The organism is Mycobacterium sp. FW102-FHT13B02, assembly GCF_058790275.1.
In genome coordinates, this window is sequence record NZ_JBYTCM010000005.1 from 199,671 (window position 1) to 225,517 (window position 25,847).

General features: G+C 67.9%; 23 protein-coding genes and 1 riboswitch. Of the genes, 8 read left to right on the forward strand and 15 right to left on the reverse strand.

Going from position 1 to position 25,847, the window contains the following annotated elements:
- Positions 1 to 75: 75 nt before the first annotated feature.
- The 11 genes from gcvP to secA2 all read right to left on the reverse strand — a co-directional run bounded on the left by gcvP (position 76) and on the right by secA2 (position 11,761).
- Positions 76 to 2,946: an aminomethyl-transferring glycine dehydrogenase gene (gene gcvP, locus AC3WTE_RS11215; RefSeq protein WP_492437537.1), complete on the reverse strand. Its 2,871-nt coding sequence runs from the start codon at positions 2,944 to 2,946 to the stop codon at positions 76 to 78.
- 185 nt (positions 2,947 to 3,131) lie between these two features.
- A riboswitch (glycine riboswitch) is annotated at positions 3,132 to 3,229 on the reverse strand.
- Between the two features lie 42 nt (positions 3,230 to 3,271).
- Positions 3,272 to 3,898: a MerR family transcriptional regulator gene (locus AC3WTE_RS11220; RefSeq protein WP_492437538.1), complete on the reverse strand. Its 627-nt coding sequence runs from the start codon at positions 3,896 to 3,898 to the stop codon at positions 3,272 to 3,274.
- A 281-nt stretch (positions 3,899 to 4,179) separates the two neighbouring features.
- On the reverse strand, positions 4,180 to 4,674 hold the full coding sequence (locus AC3WTE_RS11225) for a bifunctional nuclease family protein (RefSeq protein ID WP_459365404.1): 495 nt from the start codon (positions 4,672 to 4,674) through the stop codon (positions 4,180 to 4,182).
- Positions 4,675 to 4,726: 52 nt separating this feature from the next.
- Entirely contained in the window at positions 4,727 to 5,467 is a 741-nt protein-coding gene (ftsR, locus tag AC3WTE_RS11230; RefSeq protein WP_492437539.1) for a transcriptional regulator FtsR, read from the reverse strand.
- 16 nt (positions 5,468 to 5,483) lie between these two features.
- Complete coding sequence (gene garA / locus AC3WTE_RS11235; protein WP_459365406.1) at positions 5,484 to 5,960, reverse strand: glycogen accumulation regulator GarA; 477 nt, start codon at positions 5,958 to 5,960, stop codon at positions 5,484 to 5,486.
- A 200-nt stretch (positions 5,961 to 6,160) separates the two neighbouring features.
- Complete coding sequence (gene gcvH / locus AC3WTE_RS11240; protein ID WP_492437540.1) at positions 6,161 to 6,556, reverse strand: glycine cleavage system protein GcvH; 396 nt, start codon at positions 6,554 to 6,556, stop codon at positions 6,161 to 6,163.
- A gap of 60 nt (positions 6,557 to 6,616) precedes the next feature.
- On the reverse strand, positions 6,617 to 7,414 hold the full coding sequence (locus tag AC3WTE_RS11245) for a DUF881 domain-containing protein (protein ID WP_492437541.1): 798 nt from the start codon (positions 7,412 to 7,414) through the stop codon (positions 6,617 to 6,619).
- Positions 7,415 to 7,426: 12 nt separating this feature from the next.
- Positions 7,427 to 7,759 carry a small basic family protein gene (locus AC3WTE_RS11250; protein WP_053856224.1) on the reverse strand — a complete coding sequence of 111 codons (333 nt, stop codon included), beginning with the start codon at positions 7,757 to 7,759 and terminating at the stop codon, positions 7,427 to 7,429.
- A 39-nt stretch (positions 7,760 to 7,798) separates the two neighbouring features.
- A complete protein-coding gene (locus tag AC3WTE_RS11255; RefSeq protein WP_492437542.1) occupies positions 7,799 to 8,740 on the reverse strand; it encodes a DUF881 domain-containing protein in 942 nt (313 codons plus the stop codon).
- Positions 8,737 to 9,369, reverse strand: a complete 633-nt coding sequence (locus AC3WTE_RS11260) for a CDP-alcohol phosphatidyltransferase family protein (RefSeq protein ID WP_492437722.1) — start codon at positions 9,367 to 9,369, stop codon at positions 8,737 to 8,739. Before AC3WTE_RS11260 ends, AC3WTE_RS11255 begins: the two co-directional genes overlap by 4 nt.
- A 46-nt stretch (positions 9,370 to 9,415) precedes the next feature.
- On the reverse strand, positions 9,416 to 11,761 hold the full coding sequence (gene secA2, locus AC3WTE_RS11265) for an accessory Sec system translocase SecA2 (protein WP_492437543.1): 2,346 nt from the start codon (positions 11,759 to 11,761) through the stop codon (positions 9,416 to 9,418).
- A gap of 135 nt (positions 11,762 to 11,896) precedes the next feature.
- On the opposite strand from secA2, the gene AC3WTE_RS11270 reads away from it, so the two are divergent.
- A complete protein-coding gene (locus tag AC3WTE_RS11270; RefSeq protein ID WP_492437544.1) occupies positions 11,897 to 13,819 on the forward strand; it encodes an ABC transporter ATP-binding protein/permease in 1,923 nt (640 codons plus the stop codon).
- Between the two features lie 4 nt (positions 13,820 to 13,823).
- Here the strand turns inward: AC3WTE_RS11270 and AC3WTE_RS11275 are convergent, their stop codons facing one another.
- From AC3WTE_RS11275 to AC3WTE_RS11290, 4 genes are all read right to left on the reverse strand, one after another.
- Positions 13,824 to 15,302: an FAD-binding protein gene (locus AC3WTE_RS11275; RefSeq protein WP_492437545.1), complete on the reverse strand. Its 1,479-nt coding sequence runs from the start codon at positions 15,300 to 15,302 to the stop codon at positions 13,824 to 13,826.
- Between the two features lie 288 nt (positions 15,303 to 15,590).
- Positions 15,591 to 16,271 (reverse strand): Rv1815 family serine proteinase, encoded by a 681-nt coding sequence (locus AC3WTE_RS11280; RefSeq protein WP_492437546.1) that lies wholly within the window; start codon positions 16,269 to 16,271, stop codon positions 15,591 to 15,593.
- 180 nt (positions 16,272 to 16,451) lie between these two features.
- On the reverse strand, positions 16,452 to 17,072 hold the full coding sequence (locus AC3WTE_RS11285) for a LysM peptidoglycan-binding domain-containing protein (RefSeq protein ID WP_492437547.1): 621 nt from the start codon (positions 17,070 to 17,072) through the stop codon (positions 16,452 to 16,454).
- 161 nt (positions 17,073 to 17,233) lie between these two features.
- The gene (locus AC3WTE_RS11290) at positions 17,234 to 18,103 is read right to left on the reverse strand and encodes a sterol desaturase family protein (protein ID WP_492437723.1); all 870 of its coding nucleotides are present in this window, start codon (positions 18,101 to 18,103) and stop codon (positions 17,234 to 17,236) included.
- A 166-nt stretch (positions 18,104 to 18,269) separates the two neighbouring features.
- On the opposite strand from AC3WTE_RS11290, the gene malQ reads away from it, so the two are divergent.
- From malQ to AC3WTE_RS11325, 7 genes are all read left to right on the forward strand, one after another.
- Positions 18,270 to 20,414: a 4-alpha-glucanotransferase gene (gene malQ / locus AC3WTE_RS11295; protein WP_492437548.1), complete on the forward strand. Its 2,145-nt coding sequence runs from the start codon at positions 18,270 to 18,272 to the stop codon at positions 20,412 to 20,414.
- Between the two features lie 56 nt (positions 20,415 to 20,470).
- Entirely contained in the window at positions 20,471 to 20,923 is a 453-nt protein-coding gene (locus AC3WTE_RS11300) for a hypothetical protein (protein WP_492437549.1), read from the forward strand.
- Positions 20,924 to 21,085: 162 nt separating this feature from the next.
- The gene (locus tag AC3WTE_RS11305; RefSeq protein ID WP_459365417.1) at positions 21,086 to 21,985 is read left to right on the forward strand and encodes a metal-dependent hydrolase; all 900 of its coding nucleotides are present in this window, start codon (positions 21,086 to 21,088) and stop codon (positions 21,983 to 21,985) included.
- Between the two features lie 41 nt (positions 21,986 to 22,026).
- Entirely contained in the window at positions 22,027 to 23,088 is a 1,062-nt protein-coding gene (locus AC3WTE_RS11310; protein ID WP_492437550.1) for a PDR/VanB family oxidoreductase, read from the forward strand.
- A 66-nt stretch (positions 23,089 to 23,154) separates the two neighbouring features.
- Complete coding sequence (locus AC3WTE_RS11315; protein WP_492437551.1) at positions 23,155 to 24,504, forward strand: serine/threonine-protein kinase; 1,350 nt, start codon at positions 23,155 to 23,157, stop codon at positions 24,502 to 24,504.
- Positions 24,504 to 25,391, forward strand: a complete 888-nt coding sequence (locus AC3WTE_RS11320) for an LLM class F420-dependent oxidoreductase (RefSeq protein WP_492437552.1) — start codon at positions 24,504 to 24,506, stop codon at positions 25,389 to 25,391. The genes AC3WTE_RS11315 and AC3WTE_RS11320 overlap by 1 nt, the downstream gene beginning before the upstream one ends.
- Positions 25,382 to 25,840 carry a nuclear transport factor 2 family protein gene (locus tag AC3WTE_RS11325; protein WP_492437553.1) on the forward strand — a complete coding sequence of 153 codons (459 nt, stop codon included), beginning with the start codon at positions 25,382 to 25,384 and terminating at the stop codon, positions 25,838 to 25,840. Before AC3WTE_RS11320 ends, AC3WTE_RS11325 begins: the two co-directional genes overlap by 10 nt.
- Positions 25,841 to 25,847: the final 7 nt, after the last annotated feature.

Consider the following 25,847-nt stretch of genomic DNA (forward strand, 5'->3'; position numbering starts at 1 on the left):
ACGCCGCTCCCGATGTACAAAAACGTCCCGCTCAGCAGCGCTGAGCGGGACGTTCTTGTGTGGAGCGCACGGGAATCAGGCAAAGGCCTCGATCGGCGGGCACGAGCAGACCAGGTTGCGGTCGCCGTACGCACCGTCGATGCGGCGCACCGGCGGCCACACCTTCGGCCGGAAGCCCTTGCCCAGCGGATAGGCCGCCTGCTCGCGGGTGTACGGGTGCTTCCAGTCGTCGACCAGGAGGCACTCGGCGGTGTGCGGAGCATTGTGCAGCGGGTTGTCGTCCGCCGGCCAGTCGCCGGAACCGACCTGGTCGATCTCGGCCTTGATCGCGATCATCGCGGCGATGAAGGCGTCGACCTCGGTCAGGCTCTCGCTCTCGGTGGGCTCGACCATCAGTGTGCCGGCCACCGGGAAGCTCATGGTGGGCGCGTGGAAACCGTAGTCCGCCAAGCGCTTCGCCACGTCGTCGACGGTGACACCGGTCGCCTTGGTGATGGCCCGCAGATCCAGGATGCACTCGTGAGCGACCATGCCGTTCTCGCCGGTGTAGAGCACCGGGTAGTGCTCGTCGAGGCGGCGGGCGATGTAGTTGGCCGACGCGATCGCGGTCAGCGTCGCGGCCCGCAGACCGGCCGCACCCATCATCCGGATGTACGCCCACGTGATCGGCAGGATGGACGCCGAGCCGTACGGCGCCGCCGAGACGGTGTTGGCGTCACCGAGCTCGGCGGCCAGCGGGTGGCCCGGCAGGTACGGCGCGAGGTGTGAGCGCACCGCCACCGGACCGACACCGGGACCACCACCGCCGTGCGGGATGCAGAAGGTCTTGTGCAGGTTCAGGTGGCTGACGTCGCCGCCGAACTTGCCGGGGCGGGCCAGGCCGACGATCGCGTTGAGGTTGGCGCCGTCGACGTAGACCTGGCCGCCGGCGTCGTGCACCGCCGCGCAGATATCGGCGACGTCCTGCTCGTAGACGCCGTGCGTGGACGGGTACGTGATCATCAGCGCAGCCAGGTCACTGGCGTGCTCGGCAATCTTGGCGCGCAGGTCGTCCAGGTCGACGTCGCCGTTCGAGCGGCACGCCACGACGACGACCTTCATGCCGGCCATGGCGGCCGACGCGGCGTTGGTGCCGTGCGCGCTGGACGGGATCAGGCAGATGTTGCGCCCGGCTTCGCCGCGGGCCCCGTGGTAGGCGCGGATGGCCAGCAGGCCGGCGTACTCGCCCTGCGATCCGGCGTTGGGCTGCAGCGAGACCGAGTCGTAGCCGGTGATGCTGACCAGCCAGGATTCGACGTCGGCGATCAGCTTGCGCAGGCCCGGGGTGTCCGAGGCCGGGGCGAACGGATGCTGCTGGGCGAACTCGGTCCAGGTGATGGGCTCCATCTCGGCGGCCGCGTTGAGCTTCATGGTGCACGAGCCCAGCGGGATCATGCTGCGGTCCAGCGCGATGTCCTTGTCGGCGAGCGAGCGCAGGTAACGCATCATCTCGGTCTCGGTGCGGTACCGCGAGAACGCCGGGTGCGTGAGGAATTCCGAAGTGCGGGTGTGGATTTCCGGGCCGTCCCAGTGCTGGCCGCCACGGGTCGCACCGAACGCCGAGAGCACCGCGTCGACATGGTCGGCCGTGGTCGCCTCGTCGCACGACACCGAGATGTGGTCGGCATCGACCAGCCAGACGTTGATACCGCGTTCCTTGGCAGCCGCCTGCACCTGCTCGGCCCGGCCCGGGACGCGGGCCAGCACGGTGTCGAAGAACCTCGCGTGCACGACGTCAATCCCAGCCGCCGTCAGCCCCATGGCCACCGCGAGCGCATGACCGTGCACCCGGTGCGCGATGGCGGCCAGCCCGCGCGGCCCGTGGTAGCTGGCGTACATCGCGGCAATCACCGCGAGCAGCACCTGGGCGGTACAGATGTTGCTGGTGGCCCGGTCGCGGCGGATGTGCTGTTCGCGGGTCTGCAGGCTCAATCTGTACGCCGGCGCACCGTCCGCGTCGACCGAGACGCCGACCAGTCGTCCCGGCAACTGGCGGGCATGCTTGCCGTGCACGGCCAGGTAGCCGGCGTGCGGGCCGCCGAAGCCCATCGGCACCCCGAAACGCTGCGTGGTGCCGAAGGCGACGTCGGCGCCGATCTCACCGGGCGGGGTGACGAGCGTCAGCGCCAGCAGGTCGGCGCCGATGGCCACGAGCGCGCCACGCTCATGCGCCTGCGCGACCAGCGCGGACCAGTCAACGACCGCGCCGCTGGCACCCGGCACCTGGACGATGACGCCGAAGAATTCGCCCTCGGGCAGGCCGTCACGCAGGTCCGCGGTGACGATCTCGATGTCCAGCGGTTCTGCACGGGTGGCCAGCACGGCGGCCGTCTGCGGGTAGATGTCGGTGTCGACGGCCAGGCGGCGGCAGTCGCCCTTGACCGCGCGGTGCATCAGCGTCATCGCTTCCGCCGCGGCCGTGGCCTCGTCGAGCATCGAGGCGTTGGCGATCTCCATGCCGGTCAGGTCGGTGACCATGGTCTGGAAGTTGAGCAGGGCCTCCAAGCGGCCCTGGCTGATCTCCGGCTGGTACGGCGTGTAGGCCGTGTACCAGGCCGGGTTCTCGAGGATGTTGCGGCGCAGGACGGCCGGCGTCAGGGTGTCAAAGTAGCCCTGCCCGATCATCGACACCGCGACGGTGTTGGTGTCGGCGAGTGCGCGCAGCTCGGCCAGCGACTGCTCCTCGGAGGCCGGGGCGGCCAGCTCATCGAGACCGGGGGCCAGGCCCGCACTGGACAGCGCGTCGAGGATGCCCGCGGGCAGTGCCTTGGCGGCGAGCTCTTCCAGCGAGTCGACGCCGATGACCCCGAGCATGGTGGCCACCGCATCGGCATCCGGACCGATGTGCCGGTCGACGAAGCGAAGCTGGTGGTGCTCAGCAGAGGAACGGGACGTGCTGTCGGTCATGACGGCCTCTCCAGACGTTCAGGCTCGGGCAGGCATGCCACGGAACCGCTTGCGGTTCCTCCCCCTCTGTCGTCGGTGCCTGAGAGATTCGGCCCGACGCATGCGCTGAGCGTATTTGCTCCTCGCGTGCGCAGCCTTTCCCCATGGGCGGGCGAGCCACAGCTCGCCGCTTTCCAGAGGCATCGGGCTCCGGCGCGGTCCGGGGGCCTGAGAGGTTGATGGAGAGGTATTGCTCCTTCGGCGTCCATGGCTGGCGGCCACAGAACTCTCCCGCGTCGGGACGATGCGCGCGCCAGTCTACCGGTCGGTCACCTGGCGGGAAAAGCTAGCCGATCTTGCGGTCGCGCTGCTTGCGCCGGGATGCGAGCTCGTCCTCTGGCGCGGCGATGGACTCGCCGCCGTCGGCCCGCTCACCCGGGAAGTCGGCGATGGCGCCGGTCAGCTCGCGCATGGCGCCCGAGACGGCGATGCCGAACACGCCCTGACCGCCCTGCAACAGGTCGACGACCTCCTCGGCGGACGTGCACTCGTACACCGTGGTGCCGTCCGAGAACAGCGTGATGTTGGCCAGGTCGTGGACGCCGCGCTGGCGCAGGTGATCGACCGCGACGCGGATGTTGTGCAGCGAGATACCGGTGTCGAGCAGTCGCTTGACGATCTTGAGGACCAGGATGTCCTTGAACGAGTACAGGCGCTGGCTGCCGGAGCCGGCGGCGCCGCGGATCGACGGGACGACCAGCGAGGTGCGGGCCCAGTAGTCGAGCTGGCGGTAGGTGATGCCGGCGATCTGGCAGGCACTCGGCCCGCGGTAGCCGACCAGCTCGTCGGGCACGGACTCGTCAGGGAACAGGCCTGCCTGCACCGGCATGGGAGCCGGCGTCGGGGCGGCCTGCTCAGGCGCGCCGTTGGTCGTCAGGTCCAACTGCTCATGACGTGGCGTGTCGTCGCCCACTGCCTGATCCTCTCGCCGATCGAACTAACCTGCCTGGCGGCCACTGCTGCTCGGCGGGCATGTCCGCTGCTCGAATGTGTCGAGCATACGCTTCCCGCCGGGCCGCTTCAGCCCATCGGCGGTGAGCCGCAGGCCGAGTTGTTGCCAGAACGAGGAAAGTATGTGGCGCAGATTCATCGAATCTGCAAACGGCGCACCGCGTGTCGACGCCTGCTGACCTAACTGAGACGCATCCGTGACAACGTCCGCCCGGGCGTTCGGAGGGCCGCCCTGGGTCCGGCCTAAGTGGCCTTGAAATCGTCCGGAGAAATGCTGTCGAGGAACTCCTTGAACTTCTCGACCTCGTCCTCGCGCACCGGGCCGGACGAATCTTCATCGCCCTCGTCGGGGATCAGCAGACCGGCTTCGGCGAGCACCGCTTCCTCGACGTAGATCGGCACGCCCATCCGTAGGGCGATGGCCACCGAGTCCGACGGCCGCGCCGACACCGTGATATCGCGGTCGAACACCAGGTCGGCGTAGAAGGTGCCTTCCTGCAGATCCACGATGCGCACCTCACGCAATGAATGGCCAAGCGCGGCAATCAAATCGCGGATCAAGTCGTGTGTCAGGGGCCGAGCCGGCGAGACGCCCTGCTGCTCCAGCGCAATGGCCGCAGCCTCGGACTGGCCGATCCAGATCGGCAGATAACGGTCACCATCGGACTCGCGGAGCAACAGCACGGGCTGGTTCTGCGGCTGCTCCACTCGAATGCCGACCACACGAACCTCGCCCATCTGCGTCTGCCCTCCGCAATCCGTGTGCCATCAACGAATTCGAGTCTAGTCCTCAGCGATCGAGAACGTCGCGCACAGCAGACTTGATCAGTGAGGTGTGCAGCGTGATGGCGAGCGCAGCGACCTCACGGGCCAGTTCGTCGGCCCGGTCGCGGGCCCCGGCGTTGCCGGCCTTGCCGATGGGCCCGGCGATCTGGGCGATCAGGTCGGACTGCCGGTCGGCGGCGGACCGGAAGGCCCGCAGGTGCCGCGGCTCGACACCGTATTCGCCCAGGGCATGGGCGCACTGCGCGATGACGACGGCGTGTTCGTCGAAGAATCCAGCCGGGCCGGGGATGATCACGCCGCTCTTGACCAGAGCGGACAGCAGTTCCGATGTGATGCCGGAACGCTGCAGCAGGTCCTCGCGGCTGAGCCGGACCTGAGCCGGCGCGACGTCAGCAGGACGGCCTGCGCCTTCGCCATCGACGTCGAGATCGGGCACCAACTTCGGTCCGCCGTAAGCGGATCCACCCTCCGGCAGCGCGCCGTCGGGCTGGGCGTCCAGCTGGGCCTTGATGACCTTCAGCGGCAGGTACTGATCGCGCTGCGCCGACAGGATGAACCGCAGCCGGGCGCAGTCGTAGGCCGTAAAACGACGGTAGCCCGACCCAGTGCGCTCGGGCGTGACCAAACCCTGTTCCTCCAGGAACCGGATCTTGGAGATCGTCACATCCGGGAAGTCGGGTCGGAGCAGATCGAACACCGCTCCGATCGACATCCCGGCCACTGCACTGCGGTCGGGCTGCGTCATGGACTGACCGCCGGCTCTAACCAGCCGAGCTGTCGTCGGTCTTGGGGCCGGTCAGGAACACGAGGCGGAACTTGCCGATCTGGACCTCGTCGCCGTTGGCCAGCACCGCCGAGTCGACGGGCTCGCGGTTGACGTAGGTGCCGTTGAGGCTGCCGACGTCGACCACCTGGAACTCACCCGACTCGAGCCGGAACTCGGCGTGCCGACGGCTGACCGTCACATCGTCGAGGAAGATGTCGCTGTCGGGATGACGGCCCGCCGAGGTGCTCGGCTGATCCAGCAGGAATCGCGAGCCGGCATTCGGCCCGCGCTTGACCACCAGGAGGGCCGAGCCCACCGGCAGTCCTTCCACTCCGGAGACGGCACTGGTGCCGCTCGTCGAAGCCGGGGCGTCGAGCTCATTGAGGAAGTCCGCTCGGAAGACCGACGTGGTCTCCACCGTTGCCTCCTCGGAGCCGAAACCGGTCCCCGAACCGCTGTCGTTATCCGTCACGCGCTGCTCCTCTACTGGCTGCTGTGGCGCTCTTTTGCACGACCAGCCGGCAAGTGCTGCCAGCAGTCATCGATGTCGCATACGTCCCACTATTGACCGTACCGCGCGGCGCGGGCCAGTGTGCCCGCCACCGCCGGATCCGCCGAGCCGACTTTGGTGTCGCCGCGGCCGAACCGGACCGCAGCACCCTAACAAAGGTGTTACTCGTCCAGGGTCGCCCGGTAGCCGTCTGCATCGAGCAGACCGGCGAGCTGGCCGTCCAATTCGGCAGCGTCGGCCTGCAGTTCGATGAGCCATCCGGCGTCGTACGGATCGGAGTTGACCAGGTCCGGCGAGCCTTCCAGATCACCGTTGACCGCAACGATTTTCGCCGCGATCGGGGCGTACAGCTCCGAGGTGGTCTTGGGCGATTCGACCTCACCGAACACGTCACCGGCGGCCACGGTGGCGCCGACTTCGGGCAGATCGACGTAGACCACGTCACCCAGCGCGCCCTGCGCGAAATCGGTGATCCCGACCCGCACGGTGCCTTCGCCGGTGCGGCGCACCCATTCGTGCTCGGTGGTGTACAGCAGATCGGCTGGCGTTTCGCTCACGACGCTCCTTGAGTGTTGGTGGGGTACATAGGATACGGCTCGACGATGACGGCCCGGCGCCTACTTGACAGGCTGAGCGTATTGACGAGGTTTCGGTTGCCGCAAAGCGGTGACGTCGATCGTGTCGGCCTGTTGCACGGTCATTGTGCCGCCCACCCGCTTCACACTGTCCATCGCCCCGCCGGGGATGTTCATCGCAGCTGCCAGCGTCGGCGGATCACCAATGGCGAGAATGGAATAGGGCGGATTGATGGTCACGTTGTCGACCACCAGCGCGCCCGCGGTACCGGTCACCCAGGTGTCGACGCCGACCCGGACCGCGGCCTGCTGGTCGCCGCGACCCGAGCGGATCTCCATGGCCTCGGCGCCGGCGGCGCGCAACTCGTTGATGACGTCCAGCAAGGTCTCCGGCGACACGCCGGGGGCGATGTCCTCGATGGTGATCGTGACGCCGGGGCCGGTTGCCGCGACGGTCCCGATCAGGATCGACAGGGCACGCAGCCGCGCCTGAGCGCCCTCGATGGCGGCTTGGTCGCTGTTGCCCGACGCCTGCAACGACGACAGCGTCTTCTGAAGGTCGGCCACCTCGGTGCCCAGCGCCGCCTCGCGCTGTTGCAGGGAGTCGAGCAGCACCAGCAGGTCGGCCGGCCGCGCGGTGTCGAGGGCGTCACCTGACTCGGTCTGCCGCACCTGCGTCGCGATAGCCACCCCGAGCAGCACGCACAGCAGTACCGCCAGCGCGCCGAACATCAGCTGGGACCGGGTGCGCGGCGGCCGCGCCGGAACGCCGTCGGGCAGCTCGTGCCGGCCATGATGTTCGGCCGCGTGCTCCCCCGCCTGCTGTTCGTCGTCAGCCATGGTGTCCCGCCGTCACGCGCCGAACAACCTGCGGCGCAGGGCCGCCGCGTTGCCGAAGATCCGGATTCCGAGCACCACGATGATCGCGGTGGACAGCTGCGTGCCGACACCGAGTTGGTCGCCGACGTAAACGATCACCGCGGCGACCAGGACATTGAAGACGAACGAGATGACGAAGACCTTGGCGTCGAAGATCCGCTCCAGGTAGGCCCGCAGTCCCCCGAACACCGCGTCCAGCGCCGCCACGACAGCGATGGGTAGGTACGGCTGGACCGCTTCCGGCACGCTGGGGTGGAAGATCAATCCCACCACGATGCCGACCACCAGTGCGGCAATGCCGATCATGTGTGCACCCTCAATTCGGCCCCTATCACTTCTGTCCACTCACTTCGGCCCACTTTGTCTGGCGAAGTTGACGTCCCGTACCGATGCGGCCGACACCGTGAGGTGGTCCCGGGTCTGGACGCTGATCCCCACCCCGTACGACTGGGCGAGCAGCGTCAGCCGCTGCATCGCGGGAGTCTGTTCGAACACCTCCTGCATGGCGTGCGGCGGCCCGATCGCGACGACCACATAGGGGCTGGCCACCGGCTGGTTGTCGACGAGGATGCCACCGCCGGCCTGCCGCATGGTCACGTTCGGTCCGACCCGCACGCCGCCGACGGACACCGCCTCGGCGCCGGCCGCCCACAACGAATTGACGGCCAGTTGCAGGTCCCGGTCGAGGATGATCTGCGGGCTCCCCGCGACGCGCTGCTTGGACACGTCGGAGAGGTTCGGGCTCGGCGGAGGCTCGGTGACGGTCACGGTGAGACCCGGACCGGTCACCGCCGTCGCCCCGGCACTGAACTCGGCACCCTCCAGGGCCTCCAGCAGCCGGCGGCCCTTCTCGTCGCCCGCCAGCCGGCTGCGGCGCGCGGCCTCCACCTGGCCGGCCAGGGCGTCGCGGTTCGCGGTGCTGTCCCGGGTCCGCCCTTCGGCGGTGCGCGCGTTGGCGGACAAGACATGTTGGGTCTGGGTGGTGGCCGGGGCCATCGACACCGCGTGCTGTGCCGCGGCCACGAACACCACCGACACGGCGGCGACACCGACCAGCAGCCAGGCGCCGTCGGCAAGCCGGGAGCGGCGCCGTCGGGCACTCTCGCCGGCCGCCTTGCGGCGCTCGGCCGCGGCGGCATACCCGGGGTCCAGGTGATCGGTGAGCAGCGAGCGCAGCAGCGACGGCACCGGAATCCGAGCCGGCTGGTCGGCGACGTGACTGTTGCGGCCGGCCTCCGGCCGGTAGCCGCCCAGCGCCCGGTCCTGGGGAGTCCCGGCTTCAGTCACGCCGCAACCCTCACCACCGGCGGCAGCTGCCGCAGCACCATGGACACCTGGATCAGGTACAGCGCGCCGGACCACAGATACATGGCCATGCCCCACACCAGGAACGCCCAGCCGCAGGCCAGCACCACCCGGCTCCAGACGTCCGGCCACTGCCCCAGCAGCACCAGTGGGAATCCCGCCATCAGCGCGAACGTCGCGGCCTTGCCGATGTAGGTGACCGGCAGCGCCGTCAGCCCGCGGCCGCGCAGCAACGGCAGCGTCGCCGCCAGCACCAGGTCGCGGCCGATCAGCGTGAGCACGAACCACCAGGGCACGACGTGGGCGATGGCCAGCGCGATGGGCACGATCAGCATGTAGATCCGGTCGACCAGCGGGTCCAGCAGCTCACCAAGCCGCGACGACTGGTTCGGCACCAGGCGCGCGATCTTGCCGTCGGCCCAGTCGGAGAAGCCGCTGAACATCAGGATGGCGACGGCCCAGCCGCCCGCGTGCGCCGAGAGCAGCAGGTACAGGAACACCGGGACCAGCAGCAGCCGCAACACGCTGAGCGCGTTGGGAATCGTCAGCACGCGGTCGCCCGCGTCGGCGTCGAGATTCAGACGAGTTCCGCCGGCAGCTTCCACGTCCATGTGCGGTCCGCCTCCGGCTTCTCGCGGCTGGTCCATAGGGCTAAACCTAACGGAATACCCCGGGCAGGCTCAGCGCTGCCATCGTGTCGTCGGCCAGCGGGTTGTCGTGAATCATGTAGGTCCACGTCGACGTCGGGCGGGCCAGCTTGGACAGATCCAGGCCGGGCTCGTCCTCCAGCACGTTGGCGGTCTCGAAGGTCTGCTGCGCGGCCTCGATGGCGTCGGCCGCCAGCGAGGCGAATGCGTCGACCGCCATGCGGTGGAACTCGTCGAGCGGGTCCTGCCGTCCCAGCGCCCGCAGGTGGATGCTCTCGCGGATGTCGGACAGGTAGGCCAGGTGGTCGGCCCAGCCACGGTCCAGGTGGTACAGCATGATCATCCGGCAGATGCGCTCGAGCTCGTCCTCGCCCACCTCGTCGGCCAGTTCCTGGTACCGCTCCGGTGCCAGCTCCTTGAGTTCGTCGCGCGCAGTTGTGGTGCGCAGCAACGTCTCTCGGCGTTCCACGATGATCGCGCGCTGCTGCGCGGTGAGCTGGTTGTAACGCCACGTGTTGGCGTGCACGTCCAGCAGCCGGCCCTCGGCGACGCGCTGCGCGTGCTCGAGCAGCTGGCCGGCCTTGTCGCTGACGATCCGGCCGTCCTCGTCGGTCTCCATCGGCAGCTTGTCGGGGTCCAGATGCGAGACGACGACGTCGTCCTCCCAGCTGGAGAAGAAGACCGACGAACCCGGGTCGCCCTGGCGGCCGGCACGGCCGCGCAGCTGGTTGTCGAGGCGCTCGGTATGGTGCCGGCCGGTGCCGATGACGTGCAGGCCGCCGAGTTCGGCGACGGCGTCATGGTCGGCTTCGTCGGACCCGCCGAGGCGGATGTCGGTGCCGCGACCGGCCATCTGGGTGGAGACCGTGACGGTGGCGAGCTTGCCCGCCTCGGCGATGACGGCGGCCTCTTCCTCGTCGTTCTTGGCGTTCAGCACCACGGCTGGCACCCCGGCCTTGACCAGTTTCGCGTGCAGCTCTTCGGATTCGGCGACGTCCCGGGTACCGACCAGCACCGGCTGACCGGTCTCGTGGATCTGCTGGATGTGCTCGATGACGGCCTGGTTCTTGGCGGCCGCGGTGATGTACACGCGGTCGGCCTCGTCTTCGCGGATGTTCGGCGTGTTCGGCGGAATCGGCGACACCCCGAGCCGGTAGAACTGGCGCAGCTGCTCGCCGGCGGCGAGCGCGGTACCCGTCATGCCGCACACCGTCGGGTAGCGGCCGATGAGGGCCTGCACGGTGATGGTGTCGAGCACCTCGCCCGTCTCGGTGGTCTCGATGCCTTCCTTGGCCTCGACGGCGGCCTGCAGGCCGTCGGGCCAGCGTTGCAGTGACGCGATCCGGCCGCGGGACGCGTTGATCAGGTGAACGGCGTTGTCCCGCACGATGTAATGCACGTCGCGCTGCAGCAGCACGTGCGCGTGCAGAGCCACGTTCACCTCGGTCAGCGTCGTGCCGATGTGCTCTTCGGAGTACAGATCGATGCCGCCGAGCGCCTTCTCCAGCTTGCGAGCGCCCGCGTCGGTCAGGTGCACGTTACGACGGTCGGCGTCGGTGTCGTAGTACTGCAGCGAGTCATCAACCCGTTGGGCCGCGGTCAGCTCTCCTACCAGCCGGATGATCTCCATGCGGGGCGTTTCGCGGTGCGTGGTTCCGGCGAGCACCAGCGGCACGAGCGCCTCGTCGACCAGGACGGAGTCCGCCTCGTCGATCAGGGCGACGTCGGGCCGCGGCGACACCAGGTCGTCGACGTGGGTGACCAGCTGGTCGCGCAGGACGTCGAACCCGATCTCGTTGACCGAGGCGTAGGTGACGTCGCACTCGTACGCGGCCCGCCGCTCCTCGGCCGTCGACTCGGCGGTGATCCAGCCGACCGTCAGCCCCATGGCCGCCAGCAGCGGCCCCATCCACTCGGCGTCGCGGCGGGCCAGGTAATCGTTGACGGAGATGACGTGCACGTGCCGGCCGGCCAGGGCGTAACCGGCCGCGGCGATGGCGCCGGCCAGGGTCTTGCCCTCACCGGTGGCCATCTCGACGACGTCGCCGGCCATCATGCGCAGGGCGCCGAGCAGCTGGACGTCGAAGGGCCGCAGGCTTGTGGTGCGCTCGGCGGCCTCGCGGGCGATGGCCAGGAACTGTGGGATGTCGGCGGAGTCGGCGAGTGCGGACAGGTCCAGCAGCTTGGCCGCCTTGGTGATCTGCTCGTCGTCCAGCCCGGAGGCCTTCTCGTCGAATTCCGCCGACGCCCGAACCTGATCCATCGATCGGTTCTGGTTCTTGTCGGTGGAAGCACCGAGCAGCTTCCAGAACTTGCTGCTCAGCCGGCCGGATTTCGCGGTGCTGGTTTTCGCCACAGGTCAAAGGTACCGGGCCGGTCCGCCGGCGCTCCGGCAACCGTCCACCTGATCGGAGGGCGACGGAACGCCGCTGCTTTTGTCTCCGCGCCTGTCGCAGCGCGCGCGTCAATAGAGCACGGGTACCTTGCGGGGATGGATTTGTTCACCCCGACCCTCGACTGGGGCAGTGAGCTCACGACATCGCTGTGGTGGATCGCCAAGGCCTGGCTGATCGCGGCGGTCTCGACTTTGGTGGTGCTGACCGCCATCGGCCGGTTCACGGTCTGGGGGCGACAGTTCTGGCGCATCACCGGCGACTACTTCCTCGGCCGCGACAGCATCAGGGTGTGGCTGTGGCTGGCGGCGCTGCTGCTGTCGGTGATCACCGGAGTTCGGCTCACGGTGCTTTTCAGCTATCAGAGCAACGATCTGATGACCAGCTTCCAGGTGGTGGCCTCCGGCCTGGCCGGCCATGATCAGACGGTCAAGAACTCGGGCGAGCACGGCTTCTGGTTGTCGATCGGCATCTTCTCGCTGCTGGCGACGATGCACGTCTGCCGCATCATGCTCGACCTGTTCATGACGCAGCGATTCATCCTCGCCTGGCGCGCCTGGCTCACCGACCGGCTCACCGGCGACTGGCTGGACGGCAAGGCGTATTACCGGTCCCGCTTCATCGACGACACCATCGACAACCCGGATCAGCGCATCCAGAGCGACATCGACATCTTCACCGCGGGGGTGGGCCCGCTGCCCAACACCCCGAACAACATGTCGACGTCCACTCTGCTGTTCGGCGCCATCAACGCGATCGCGTCGATGCTGTCGTTCACCGCGATTCTGTGGAACCTCTCCGGCACCCTGACCCTCGCCGGGGTCTCGATCCCGAAGGCGATGTTCTGGATCGGACTGGGCTACGTGCTGATCGCGTCGATCATCGCCTTCTGGATCGGCCGGCCGATCATCTGGCTGTCGTTCGACAACGAACGCTTCAACGCAGCCTTCCGCTACGCGCTGGTGCGCATGCGCGATGCCGCCGAAGCCGTCGCATTCTACCACGGTGAGATCGCTGAGCGGACAGGCCTGCGTCGGCTGTTCGCCCCCGTCGTGTCCAACTACAAGCGGTACGTCAACCGGATGATCGGGTTCAACGGCTGGAACCTCTCGATGAGCCAGATCATCGTGCCGTTGCCCTACATCCTCCAGTTCCCGCGGTTCCTGGCCGGCGAGATCAAGCTGGGCGACATGAACCAGACCGCGTCCGCCTTCGGCAGCATCCAGGACGGCCTGTCCTTCTTCCGAAACGCCTACGACCAGTTCGCCGGTTACCGGGCCGCGATCATCCGTCTGCACGGTCTCGTGACGGCGAACGACGCCGCACGGCACCTGCCCGAGATCACCACCGAGGACTGCCCCGACCACACCATCACGTTGCAGAACGTCACGGTGAGCACGCCGGATGGCCGCGAACTCATCGCGCCGCTGGATCTGTGCCTCTACCCCGGCGAAGCACTGGTGGTCACCGGGCGCTCTGGCGCCGGCAAGACCACCCTGTTGCGCAGCCTGGCCAAGATGTGGCCCTACTGCAGCGGCACCATGCGCTCGCCACAGGACGAGAACGAGACACTGTTCCTGTCCCAATTGCCCTATGTGCCACTGGGTGATCTGCGCGCTGTGGTGTCCTACCCGGGCAAGGTCGGTGCGCACACCGACGCCGAATTGCAGGAAGTCCTGGGCAAGGTCGCGCTGCCGCATCTGGCGAACCGCCTCGACGAGGTGGACGACTGGGCCAAGGTGCTCTCCCCCGGCGAGCAGCAGCGCGTCGCCTTCGCCCGGGTACTGCTGACCCGGCCGAAGGCCGTGTTCTTCGACGAGTCCACCTCAGCCCTCGACGAGGGCCTGGAAATGATGCTGTACCAACTGGTCCGGACCGAACTGCCGGACACCACCGTGGTCAGCGTCAGCCACCGCAGCACCGTCGAACAGCACCACCAGCAGGAGCTGGAGCTGCTGGGCGACGGCAACTGGCGGCTCACCCGAATCGACGACGAGGACGGCGCGCCCGCCCGCGTCTAGCGGATCACCTTGCCGCGGCGTGCGCTCCGGCCCGTCGGCCGAAGAACGACCCTTCGCCCAACTGGGTGCCGCTGGCATAGCCCTTGCCGTCCTGCGCGATATTCGAAGCGCACGCACCCGCGGCGTACAGACCCGGGACAGCGGTACCGTCTTCGCGGAGCACTTCACCGTCGACGCTGACCGACAGGCCACCCATGGTGAATCCGGAGTAGAGGGCGCGGCCGAGCGAGAGGTCGAAGGCCGCCCACGGCCCATTGTCCTGGGCCGCAACGTAATCCGGCTGCTTGTGGAAGTCGGGGTCCTCGCCCGCGGCGGCGCCCGCGTTGTAACGCTCGAGGGTCGCGGCCAGGTTGCCGGCCGGAATACCCAGTGCCTCTTCCATTTCCGCGATCGTCTCCCAGCCGTCGATGAACCGGATCAGCGGCATCGCCGGCATCTCGGTGTGCGCCTCGTCCACGATCAGATAGGCCACCTGGTCGGGCTGCTCGAGCACGAAAGCCGAAGTGCGCGAATGGTAGGAGTCCTCGTTGACGAAGCGCTGGCCGCTGGAGTTGACGATGACGCCCGTGAGCAGGATCTCCGGCGGGTAGGCGGCGGCAGTGATGAACAGCTGGTCCAGGTTCTTGGCGACGCCGCCGGCGGACACGCCGAGCTTGATGCCCAGCCCGTCATCGTTCGGGTTGCCCAGGATGTAGGGCTCAACTTCGCCGTGGTGCTTGGTCTTTCGCTTCTGGCCGAGTGCCGGCGTGTGTTCGGCGACCATCTCGGGGTTCATCGCGAAACCGCCGGCGGCGATGATCACCGCACCGGCCTTGACCGCGCCCGTCACGCCGAAGTTCTTCCAGCGGACGCCGGCCACGGCACCCTGGTCGTCCACGACGAGGTTGGTCGCGCCGGTTTCGTAGCGCATCTCGACGCCGAGCTCGTCGGCGCGTTTCAGCAGCAGCTTGACGACCATGTCCGCGCCGCCCAATTCACCCGGCACCGGTACTGAATGGCCACGGGGTGCGGCGATGGCCTGCTCACAGAACGGCCATACCTTCTCGTTGCCGGTGTAGGACAGGCCCTCGGTGCCCGGCGGCACCACGACCTTGCCTGGGTAGTAGCTGCGCTCGAACTGAAAACCCAAGTCCTCCAACCAGTTGAAGTGCTCGACGCTGCCGTCGCAGTAGGCGCGGATCTTGTCGTGCTCAGGGTCGTGGGCGACGGCCACCAGGTATTTGTACATCTCGTCGGCGGTGTCGTCGTGACCCGTGGCCTGCTGCACCGCGGTGCCGCCACCCAGGTAGAAGTGACCGCCGGCCATGGACGTCGTGCCGCCCGCGGCGGCCGCCTTCTCCAGCACCAGCACCTTGGCGCCGGCGGCGGCAGCGCTCACCGCGGCGCAGCCACCGGCGATACCGAAGCCGATCACCACCACGTCGGCCTCGTCGGACCATTCGGTGACGTCGGCGACGTCGATGGTCTCGGGCACTGTTTGCATCGTCTCTCCTGGGCCGGTCTCGGTGGCGTCCAGGGCGGTCGGACAAGCAACCTGGACACGTGTCTGATCAGTGATCGACTAGACAATAACGTCGGATGAGGACCGTGGCTAGAACGTGTTCTAGTTTTCTTCCTCACCGAGGTACGCCGATGGCCGCGGGTCTCGATGGTGCCCTCAGGGCAGGATCAACACCCGGGCATGGCGGGCAACGGTTCACCCGGAAACCACCGCGCGACGCACTCGCACTTCCGCGCCCCTAGCGCAGGGTCAACGTGGGCAGGGCCCCGGTCAGCTGCCGGCAGCCTGCTGCACAACGGCGTCATCGGTCTGCTGATCGGTCGCGCTCCACGAGACCGCCGCGGGGAAATGCCCCCACGTGCTGTTGAAGACGCCCACCAGGACCGCCCGGTTGTCCGGGGTGATGGTGTAGACCGGGCCACCGGAGTCGCCCTTCTGACTGACGATTCCGTTGGACATGGTGAACCAGCCGTTGTTCACCGCGTCGACGGTGCCGCACGTCTCGCCGGTGACGACGCCGAAATGGCAGACCGGTTCGCCCCGCTGCGGATTCACCGCGGGATCGGTGACCAGTACCCGGCCCCCCGGCAGGATGTTGTTGACCATCACATCACCGGCGATGGTGATGGACTCCCAATCCGAGATCTGGTGGTCGGTCGCGATGGTGGCGCCGTCGGGCGTGTTGTCCCGGAACGTGATCATGGTGCCGATGAAACGGCCGTCCTTGTCGGTCACCGGGCCGTTGCCGCGGCAATGACCTGCGGTGTAGCCCGTCCGCGCGGCCGGGTCCACATAGCCCAGCGTGCAGCGCGTGGTGCCCTGGTGAATCTCCATACCCGGATACACCAGCACTCCGGGATCGGCCGATGCGACCGGCACCGGACCACCCACAGCGAACAACGGCGCAGCGACCGCAGCAATCGCCGCGGCACGCAAACCCCCGACAAACATGACCTTCTCCCATCACCTCGGGACGGACGTCGCGCCAGCCTACCCCCCAAACCCGAACGAGGGACGGGAAAGCCCTCCCACGGCACCACGGGGGCCGGACGCTCACCAGCAAACGAACTGTCCCGTGAAATGCACTGGCGGCCCGGATCTTTCGACCCGGGCCGCCAGGCTCCGTCCAGATCAGGGAATGGTCAGCAACTGACCGGGCTGGATCAGGTCCGGGTTGCCGATGCCGCTGGCACCGGCAATCTCCGGGTAGCGGTTGCCGTCGCCGTAGAACTGCTCGGCGATGGCCCACAGGGTGTCGCCCGACTGGACCGTGTAGGTGCGCGCCGCGGGAGCCTCGGGCTCCGGGGCGGGCTCAGGCTCGACGGCGACGTCGACGGCCACCGGCTCGGCAGCCACCTCGGCGACCTCGGGCTCGGGAGCCGGCTCCGGCGCGGCCTCGACCGGCGCGGCGGACACCTCGTCGGTATGGGTCTCCGACGACCACTTGGCATCGTCGCCGCTGTAGAGCACCAGGTTGCGGTCGTCCTGCAGCACGAGACGGACATTGTCGGCGCCCGCGGTCTGGCTGGCCCACACCGGCTTGCCCGGCGTGTACAGCACAAAGTTGCCGTCCTCCTGGACCTCGGCGCGCTGGACGTCCTGCCCGTCGGTCGCGGTGGCCCACACGGACTGCTCCCCTGCGTACAACACCAGGTTGCCATCCTCCTGCAGGACCAGTCGGTAAGCACCGTTGTGCGACGTCAGCGATTGGCCGACCTCGAGCTTCTCGCCCCTCTGAAGTGTGTCACCCATGAAAGTCCGGCTCCTTTGAGTCGCGGTTCACCCTGTCGCCCTCCGACAGTACCGACGGTTCCGGGGAACGCCAGCGTTTGCACTCGCAGCAATCAAAACAGTTGGCGAACAATGAGTTATCGCGAAGAAATCACAGCGTTCCGTCAGCGTCGACAGCCTCGTCAGCGAACCGGCGCGGACTCCGAATCGGCCGGCTGCCACCCCGGCGGACCGAAGACGTAACCCATCCGATCGCCAAACCCATTGGCTTGATACACATCTCGCGCGATCGACACATATTCGTGCGTCTGCAGTTTCCAGATATCGTATGTTCCAACAGGTTTGGTCAGTCCGTAATTCGGCCGCACAGTCTCGGGCGTGAAGCTACCGAACATACGATCCCAGACGATCAGGATCCCGCCGTAATTCTTGTCGAGATACTGCGCGTCCCGGCCATGGTGCACCCGATGATGTGACGGCGTATTGAAGACGTATTCGATGGGCCGCCAGAGCTTTCCGACTCGTTCGGTATGAATCCAGTACTGGTACACCAGATTCAGCGAGAAACTGGCGAACACGATCCACGGCGGCACGCCGAGAGCCGGCAGTACCGCCTTCATCAGCAGGTCGCCGGACGGGTTCCACTTCTGCCGCAACGCGGTGGACAGGTTGAAGTACTCGCTGGAATGGTGCGCCTGGTGCGTGGCCCAGAACAGCCGCACCCGGTGGGCCATGCGGTGATAGGTGTAGTAGATCAGGTCGACGCCGAGGATGGCGATCACCCAGGTGTACCAGGCGTGGCCCGGCAGGTGCCACGGCGCGACGTACACGTAGAGGGCCGCATAGCCGACCAGCGCGAGGAAATTGAGTACACCGCTGGTGAACAGCGACACCGCCCCCATCCAGATACTGGCCCACGCGTCGGCCCGCAGGTAGGCGCCCGAGGGCGGCCGCTGCTGTTCGTCGTACGCCAGCTTGCGGGCCGCGCCCCACTCCAGCAGCAGCGCCACCACGAAGAACGGGATGGCGTATGAGACCGGGTCGTGCAACATGGTCGGCAGCACACCGGACAACAGGTCGGAACTCACGTCGACACCTCCGCGCGCAGCGTAACTTCTCGCGTGCCGTCCGTTGCCCGGAAATGTGAGGCCAATCCGCGGTTCGAAACAGCCCGCGCTCACCTCCCATGGTGCGCCGAATCGCGGCAAGATGGCGCTCATGACTGATCGCACCGCGTCGCTCGTCGAGCTCGCCCGGCGCCACGGTGTGGCCACCGAGTACGTCGACTGGAGCGGTGCCGGGCACGCCGTCCCGGCCACCACGCTGGTCGCCGTGCTCGCCGCATTGGGCGTCGCGGCCGACTCCGAGGACGCCTGCGTGACGGCCCTGGCCGATCATGAGCGCGCCTACTGGCAGCGCACCCTGTCCCCGACCATCGTCGCCCGGTCCGGACATCCGAGGAGCTTCTGGGTGCACGTCACCCACGGGGCGCCCGTCGGAGTCTGGATCCGGCTGGAGGACGGTTCGGTGCGGGCCGGCCTACGCCAGTTGGAGAACAACCGGCCGCCGTTCGATCTGGATGGCCGCCTGGTCGGCGAGGCGACCTTCGAGCTGCCCGACGACCTCCCACTGGGCTATCACCGGCTGCACGTTCAAGCTGGTACCGCGGACGCCGAAGCGGTGCTCATCGTCACGCCGGAGGCCCTGACGTTGCCGAGCCGCCTGGGCAACGGCCGGGCCTGGGGACTGGCCACCCAGCTCTACAGCGTCCGTTCGCAAAACTCCTGGGGTACGGGCGATCTCACCGATCTGACCGACCTTGCCGTGTGGTCGGCCACCCGGCACCGCGCCGACTTCATCCTCGTGAATCCGTTGCACGCCGCAGGACCGGTGGCCCCGATGGAGCCGTCGCCGTATCTGCCGACCTCACGCCAGTTCGCCAACCCGCTCTACCTGAGGGTGCAGGCGATTCCGGAGTACACCGCCGTCCGCACGCCGGCGACGCTGCGCAAAGCCCGGGCCGACGCGCAGTCCCGCGCCGACAAGAACGAGTTCATCGATCGGGATGCGGCCTGGAAGTCGAAGCGCACTGCACTCAAGGAGGTGTACCGGGCCAACCGCTCGGCGGGCCGGACATTGGCCTACGACGGTTACCGACGGCGGACCGGACGAACCCTCGACGACTTCGCGACGTGGTGCGTGCTGGCCGAGAAGCACGGCGCCGACTGGCGTGACTGGCCCTCGGAGTTCCAGCACCCCGACCATCCGGCGGTGCGGGCCTTCGCCGAAAAGCACAGCAGCCGTGTCGATTTCCACCGCTGGCTGCAATGGCAGCTCGATGACCAGCTGACGGCCGCGCAGGCCACTGCGGTCCAGACCGGGATGTCCCTTGGCATCGTCCACGATCTGGCGGTCGGCGTGCATCCTGGCGGCGCCGACGCTTGGGCACTACAGGATGTGCTGGCCACAGGGGTCTCGGCCGGAGCGCCGCCGGACGAGTTCAACCAACTCGGTCAGGACTGGTCACAGCCGCCGTGGCGTCCGAACCAGCTCGTCGAGCGCGCCTACGAACCGTTTCGCGACGTGGTCCGGGCGGTACTCCGGCACGCCGGCGGCGTCCGCATCGACCACATCATCGGCCTGTTCCGGCTGTGGTGGATCCCGGACGGTGTGACTCCGGTCGACGGCACGTACGTCCACTACGACCACGAGGCGATGACCGGGGTCCTGGCACTGGAGGCACACCGGGCCGGTGCGGTGGTGGTCGGCGAGGATTTGGGCACTGTCGAGCCGTGGGTCCGCGACTATCTGCGCGACCGGGGGCTTCTCGGCACCTCGATCCTGTGGTTCGAAGCGGATCAGGACGGCGGCCCGCTGCCCGCGCCGCGCTGGCGCGAGTACTGCCTGTCGTCGGTGACGACGCATGATCTGCCGCCGACGGCCGGTTACCTGGCCGGCGCGCACCTGCGGCTGCGCCGCGATCTCGGTCTACTGACCCGGCCCTACGAGGAAGAGGTCGCGGCCGACCACGCTGACCAGCAGCGCTGGTTGGCTGTCCTGCGGGCGGCGGGGCTGTTGCCGCCGAATGCGCCCGACACGATCGATGCCGAACAGACTGTCCTCGCCCTGTACCGCTACCTCACGCGCACCCCGTCGCGGCTGCTGGCGCTGGCACTGCCCGACGCCGTGGGCGACGTCCGCACCCAGAATCAGCCGGGTACCAGCGACGAATATCCGAACTGGCGCGTGCCACTGGCCGGTCCCGAAGGCCGGAAAGTTCTCCTCGAAGACCTGTTTTCCGACCCGCGTGCGGCGGCGTTGGCGCAGGTGATGGGCGACGCGGTGACACCCGGATTGAGCTGATTCGAGTTTCTCCACCCCGTCATCTGCGCTATCTTCGCTGTACTCGAGGAGGTCAGGTGAACAAGCTGAAGATGCTGACGGCAGGTGCCGTGGCAGCAGGTGCGGTGGCGATGGGTGCCGCGGCGGTGTTCGGCTCGTCGGTGGCCGCGTCCGATCCCGGTGGCAGCAACTCCATGAATGTGGTGGGCGAGTCGTACGCGCGCGCCGTCTCGATCCTCAAGAGCCAGGGCATGAAGGCCACCTTCGGCGGCTCGGTCGGCAGCGATGTGCCGCAGGCCCAGTGCATCGTCGACCAGGAGAAGATGGGCAGCCACGGACGCGTCATCTTGATGCTGAACTGCACCACCAAGGCAGTCGAAAACGCCCAGGCCGCCGCGCCCGCATCGGGCCCTGCAGCCGGCGGCGCTCCGGGTGCTCCGCAGGCCCCGCATGTCGGCTCCAACGGTGTGACCACGGTGCAGGCGACGCCTGTCGGCCCGCAGCCGGGCATGTCGGTCCCCGGTATGTAACTCTCCACTGAAGCGGCATTCCAGCAGGTCAGCGCTCGATTCCCACCTGCCGGAGTGCTGTTCCGGCGGTTTTGGACAAAACCCAGTACCGCCGTTCCCACATAAACCGCTTACACTGGGTGCACTCGCAACGATGCGTGAGGATCCGGAGGTAGCCTTTCCATGCTGCAACCACAGCGTTTCGCCCACGAAGTAGACCCGGGTCCGGTGCAGATCCAGGCTCGCAACGTGGCTTTCGAGACCGCGGACAAGCCGATGTCCTGGATTCCCGGCCATCCCGTCGCGTCACACGTGGTGAACCTGTTGAACATCTTGCTTCCCGCCGGTGAGCGCTGGTTCGTCGAAACGTTCAACGAGGCGCTGCCGTTGATCAAGGATCCGAAGCTCGCCGACGACGTCCGCGGCTTCATCGGCCAGGAGGCCATGCACGCCGAGACCCACGACACCGTGATGAAGGACTACCTGGTGCGCAGCGGCATGAATGTCACGCCGTTGCTGGACCAGGTGGAGTTCGTCTTCGAGGACATCCTGGCGCCGGCCAAGACGACCGACCCGCGCCGCAAGATGAACAACCTCATCGAGCGGTTGTGGTTCATCGCGGCCGTCGAGCACTACACGGCAGTGCTCGGTGACTTCGTCCTGAACTGCACCTGGGACAGCTACGACGCCGACCCCGTCATGGTGGACCTGTTCCGCTGGCACGGCGCCGAGGAAGTCGAGCACCGCTCAGTCGCCCACGAGGTCGCGATGTACTTCCGCAGCAGCTACTTCGACCGCATCCGCGCCATGAGTGTGGCGGCGATCCTGATGTACGTGTTCTTCCAGCGTGGCATGCGCTTCCTGGTCAAGAACGATCCGCAGCTGGAGCTCGGCTGGTGGAAGTCTCAGCGCCTGCGCATGCGCGACTCCAAGCTGGGCCTGCTGCCGAAGTACCGGAACCTGATGCTCAAGCAGACGCTGGTGTACTTCAAGCCGAGTTACACCCCGGAATCCATGGGCTCGACCGCGCAGGCCGTGGCATATCTGGCCGCCTCGCCCGCCGCCCGCGCCGCGCACCTGTGAAGGCGCGCCGCTTCCGGTCACGTCTGGCACCGCCCAGCGTGATGGGCCTACTGCCGCACGACCCGCTGGTCACTGTGGCCGACGCCGTCGTCAGCAGCACCTTCTGGGCGTCCACGCGGCTGCGGAAACCACCGATGCCCGCCGTCGTCGAACGCACCCTCGCGCTGAAGCTCGCTGACCGTCAGGTGGTTGCGCACGATCAGGACGTGGTGGCGTTGACGTTCGTCAGCGCCGACGGTGCCGAACTGCCTCGCTGGCACCCGGGCTCTCACCTGGACATCCACCTGCCCAGCGGTCTGGTCCGTCAGTACTCGCTGTGCGGCGACCCCGATGAGCAGGGCTCGTACCGAATTGCCGTGCGCCGCATACCCGATGGCGGCGGTGGCTCCATCGAAGCGCATCAGATCGCCGTCGGTGACGTCATCACCACCAATGGCCCGCGCAACGCCTTCCCGATGGCGGTGCCGGGCTTCGGGTCACCGACCCGGACGCTGCGGTTCATCGCCGGCGGTATCGGCATCACGCCGATCCTGCCCATGCTGGCGCGCGCCGAGCAGTTCGGCATCGACTGGTCGATGCTCTACGTCGGCCGCAGCCGGGACAGCCTGCCGTTCCTGGATGAATTGGCGCGGTTCGGTGACCGGGTTCAAATCCGTACCGACGACGTCGACGGCCTGCCGACCGCCGACGACCTCCTGGGCGACTGCCGGCCCGGCACGTCGGTGTACACCTGCGGCCCGGCACCGATGCTGGGTGCCATCCGCACCCGGCTCGTCGGGGCGGACGACATCGAGCTGCACTTCGAGCGCTTCGCCGCACCGCCGGTCACCGATGGCCACGAGTTCAAGGTCGAGGTCGCCTCGACCGGTCAGACCATCGCCGTCGCGGCCGACGAAACCCTGCTGACGGCCCTGATCAAAGCCGGTGTGCACGCGCCGTATTCGTGTCAGCAGGGCTTCTGCGGCACGTGCCGGGTGAAGGTGCTGGCCGGCGCAGTCGATCACCGGGACGGATTGCTGACCGAGACTGAACGTGATTCCGGGCAGGCGTTGATCTGCGTGTCCCGCGCACAGGGTGACGGACCGCTGACCCTGGATCTCTGACAGCCGGCCGGCGGGGTACCACCCGCTGGCCGGAGACTGCTCGCGAGCTCGGTTTACGATGCCCCAATGCCAATGGCCGAGGGGACCGACTTCGCCGGATACACCATCGTCCGGTGCCTCGGATCCGGTGGCATGGGTGAGGTTTACGTCGCACGGCATCCCCGGCTGCCCCGGCAGGATGCGCTCAAGGTCCTGCGCCCCGAGATGTCAGCCAACGAGGAGTTCCGCGAGCGGTTTCTGCGCGAGGCCGAGCTGACCGCCGCGCTGTCCCATCCGAACATCGTCGGGGTGTACGACCGTGGCGACTTCGACGGCCAGTTGTGGATCTCGATGGAGTACGTCGACGGCATAGATGTCAGCCGCCTGCTCCGCAGCAACAGCGGCGTATCCGACGATCAAGCAGCCGCGATCATCAGCGCTGTCGCCGAAGCGCTCGACTACGCCCATCAGCACGACCTGCTGCACCGTGACGTCAAGCCGGCCAACATCCTGATCAGCGACACCGATCCGGCGAACAAGCGAATCAAGCTGGCCGATTTCGGTATCGCCCGGTGCGCCAACGATTCCGCCGGGCTCACGGCGACCAACATGACGGTGGGAACGGTGTTCTATGCCGCCCCGGAACAACTGACCGGCAGCATCATCGACGGCCGCGCCGACCAGTATGCGCTGGCAGCCACAGCATTCCAGCTCTTCACCGGAGCACCGCCGTTCGAGAACTCGAACGCGGCGGTGATCATCGGCAAGCACCTCAGCGCTCCCCCGCCGGCGCTGTCGGAGCGCCGGCCCGACCTCGCCGCCCTGGACCCGGTGCTCGCCAAGGCCCTTGCCAAGGATCCCAAGGACCGCTTCGACAAGTGCACCGATTTCGCCCGGGCGTTGCGGCACGGACTGGGCATGGCCGGTGCGGATGCCACCACCCTGGCCCCGGCGGCGCTGGGCCGGACCGAGGTCTTGCCACCCGAGCAGAGCCGCTCACGCCGATCCCTCGTACTGCCCGTCGTGCTGACCGTGCTGCTGATTGCCGCACTCGTCTTCGCGGCAACCGAATTCACTCGCGCCAAGGACGAGCAGCAGGTGCCGCAGCGCCCGGCCGCGACGTCGACTGCCCCGACGACCACCACGCCGTCGGCCACGCAAGCGGTACCGAGCCCGTCGTCGTCGATGATGCCCGCGCCCACGCAGTCCCCGGTGGCGCCCGGCCCCACGGAGTCCACGGTGGCGCCCGGCCCCACGGAGGCCACCGTCACCAGCACCGTCACCGTCGACTCCAGCACCCCGGCCACGACCTCGACCGCGACCACCGAAATGCCTGCGCCAGAACAGGAAACGCCGATTCGCCAGTGCATGGACCGCACCGGTATGACGCGGCTGCAGTGCTGGGAAGAGATTCGCCGTAGCGAGCGGAGGCCCTGATGCCACCCAGGTTTGCCGTGGTCGCACCGGTCGCCGCCGGCGTCACCGCCGACCCGGTCTGGATGACGCAGTTCGCCCGACACCTGGAGAACTGCGGCTTTGAATCCATTGTGGCCGTGGAGCATACGGTCCTGATGACCGAGTACTCGAGCGTGTATCCGTACGATGCCTCGGGCCGGGTGGAAATCCCAGCCGATTGCGCGGTGCCGGATCCGCTGGACCTGCTGGCATTCCTTGCCGGCCAGACCAGCACCCTGGGCCTGGCGACCGGGGTGCTGGTGCTGCCGAACCACCATCCCGTGGTATTGGCCAAGCGCCTTGCCACGCTGGATGTGTTGTCCGGCGGCCGGATTCGCCTGGCGGTCGGTATGGGTTGGCTGCGCGAGGAGATCGAAGCCTGCGGCGCCCCGTTCGACACCCGGGGCCGGCGGGCCGACGAGCAGATCGACGTCCTGCGACTGCTGTGGTCGGATCAGCCGAAGGGCGCCACCCACTCCGGTGAGTTCTTCGAATTCGCCAACGCCGCGTGCTACCCGAAACCCCTCTCGCCGATACCGATCCACATCGGCGGACACAGCAGGGCGGCGGCCCGCCGGGCGGGCCGGCGGGGCGACGGATTGCAGCCTCTCGGCGTCGCCGGCGAGGAACTGTCGGGGCTGATCGGGTTGATGCGCGAGTCGGCCGAGCAGGCCGGCCGGGATCCCGACGCTCTGGAACTGTCCCTCGGGCACCTCGTCACCAAGGTCGACGCCGACCGTGCGGGCAGGCTCGCGGAGCTCGGCGCCGACCGCATCGTGCTGGCCATGCCGCCGGTCACCGACATCGACGAGGCCAAGGACATGTTGTCGGCCTGTGCCGAACGACTCGGGCTCGCGACGTGCCGCTGACCGTGGCCGACCGGCTCGATCTCGCCGACCTGGTACACCGCTACGCCGCTGCCGTCGACGACCGCCGGTTCGACGACGTCGTCGAACTCTTCACCGGCACAGCGGAACTGGTGCTGCCGGACCCGCCCCGGTCGCTCGAGCCGGTACGGTCCGGGCACGGCCATGACGGGGTGCGCGCGGCGATGGCCGTCCTGTCCGGCGTCGACCGCACCCAGCACGAGATCGTCGGCGAGGTCTATACGGACGCTGCTGACCACGCTCTGGGCCGCATCACATGCGTCGCCCACCACTGGACCCGTGCGATGGATTCCACCGACGTCACCGATCTGGTGTGGCACGTGCGATACGACGACGAGTACGTCCGGACCGACGGCGGCTGGCGCATCCGGCGCCGCGCCCTGACGCTCAACGCGATCGAGACCCGGCCCGTCCGCAGGCTCCGCGACTAGACGGGGA